Here is a 1,505-nt window from a genome sequence, read left to right on the forward strand (position 1 = left end):
CTTTGCCGGTGGAGCCGACCATTTTGGTGCCATCGATGCCAGCACGGCCCATGGCGGGCAGGCGGGTGGCATACATCCACACCCAGATGATCATCGTCCAGCCGGCCAGCACCAGCATCGGCAGCAAGATTGCTTTGTTCATGTGAAAAACCCTCCCCGTTTATGGCGGGGAGGGTTCTTTGGTTTGGTGGGTTTTGTCAAATCGGGAAGGCGTTCACCTCTCCCCGGCGGGGAGAGGTGAGAAGTTCAGGCGAACAATTTGCCCCCCGTTCGCCCTCAGGCGAACAATTTCCCCCACGCGCGCTTGGCGCGGGCTTTCCAGTGGCCGCGGTGATAGGCGTCGCTGGCGAGCAGCGGCATCACGCTGCCGGCTTCCGCGAACACCATCTGTTCGATCCCGGTGTTGACCTTGCCCCACGAAGCAGCTTCCTGCAGCGTCGAGGACGAGCAGGCACCGTCGCGCACATCGGCCACGGTGATCTGCACGGCATATTTGTGCACTTCGACATCGTGGTGGCCCAGGATTTCGGCGCAAACCACCGTATCCTGGATGAAGTTCTTCGGCACGCCGCCGCCGATCATCAGCAGGCCCGTGGTGCCGGCCTTGATCTTGATATCGGTCAGTTCGCGGAAATCGGCGATGGCATCGAGCATCATGTAGGGCTGGCCGGCCTTGGCGCGATCAACCTGATGCTTGACGAGGCCGAAACCGGCCGAGGAATCGACGAAGGCCGGGCAGAAGATCGGCACGTCATGCTCATAGGCGAGCTTGACCAGGCTGTTTTCCTTCTTGCCATGCTCGGCCAGATACTTGCCCATCTCGCGGATGAAGGCGCGGCTGGAATAACCGCGCGGTTCCAGCGTGTTGGCGATCTCGTAGATGGTGTGATCGCAATCCTGCAGGGCTTCTTCGTCGATATAGGTATCATAGATGCGATCGATCAGCAGCGAACGCAGCGTGTCGTCATCCGGCACTTCCAACGCCTGATAATGCTTGTGGCCCAGGCCTTCGAAGAAATCCATGTCCACGATGGTTGCGCCGGTGGCGACGATGCCATCGATCATGTTGTTGCGCAGCAGTTCGGCATAAAGATCCATGCAGCCGCCAGCGCTGGTCGATCCGGCGATGACCAGGAAGATGGAGCAATCGGGATCCTGCAACATCTGGTTGTAGATGTCGGTGGCGCGGGCGAGATCACGCGAAGTGAAGCTCATCTTGGCCATACCGTCGATGATCGGGCGGGCGTCAAAGCTCTTGATGTCGATATGTTCGACCACCGTCGACAACAGCTCGGCCTTGCGCTGGCGCTCGGCGGGGGTGAGTTCGGTGACGACGTGATTCAGGGCATCGGTCATGGATTGCTCCCAGGTTCAGACGGTGGCCCGGCATTTCCAAAAGGAAACGCCGCCCGCGGCCGGGGGAGTCCGGCGCCGAGCGGGGATGCGCCCCCGCCGGTTCAAAGGGCGGGGGCGTGAAGCTTACTTGGTGCGAAGCTTGATAATCT

At 60.6% G+C, this 1,505-nt stretch carries 1 protein-coding gene; it reads right to left on the reverse strand.

The window, feature by feature from the left end; all coding sequences use genetic code 11:
- Positions 1–276 precede the first annotated feature (276 nt).
- Entirely contained in the window at positions 277–1,356 is a 1,080-nt protein-coding gene (locus RMO81_RS02095) for a 1,9-bis(guanidino)-5-aza-nonane synthase (RefSeq protein ID WP_310474071.1), read from the reverse strand.
- Positions 1,357–1,505: the final 149 nt, after the last annotated feature.

The organism is Sandarakinorhabdus sp. (assembly GCF_031422795.1).
Classification (GTDB): Bacteria; Pseudomonadota; Alphaproteobacteria; order Sphingomonadales; family Sphingomonadaceae; genus Sandarakinorhabdus.

Excerpts from the sequence above, each read along its gene's own strand:
- RMO81_RS02095 (WP_310474071.1), bottom strand. The coding sequence starts at position 1,356 with ATGACCGATGCCCTGAATCACGTCGTCACCGAACTCACCCCCGCCGAG.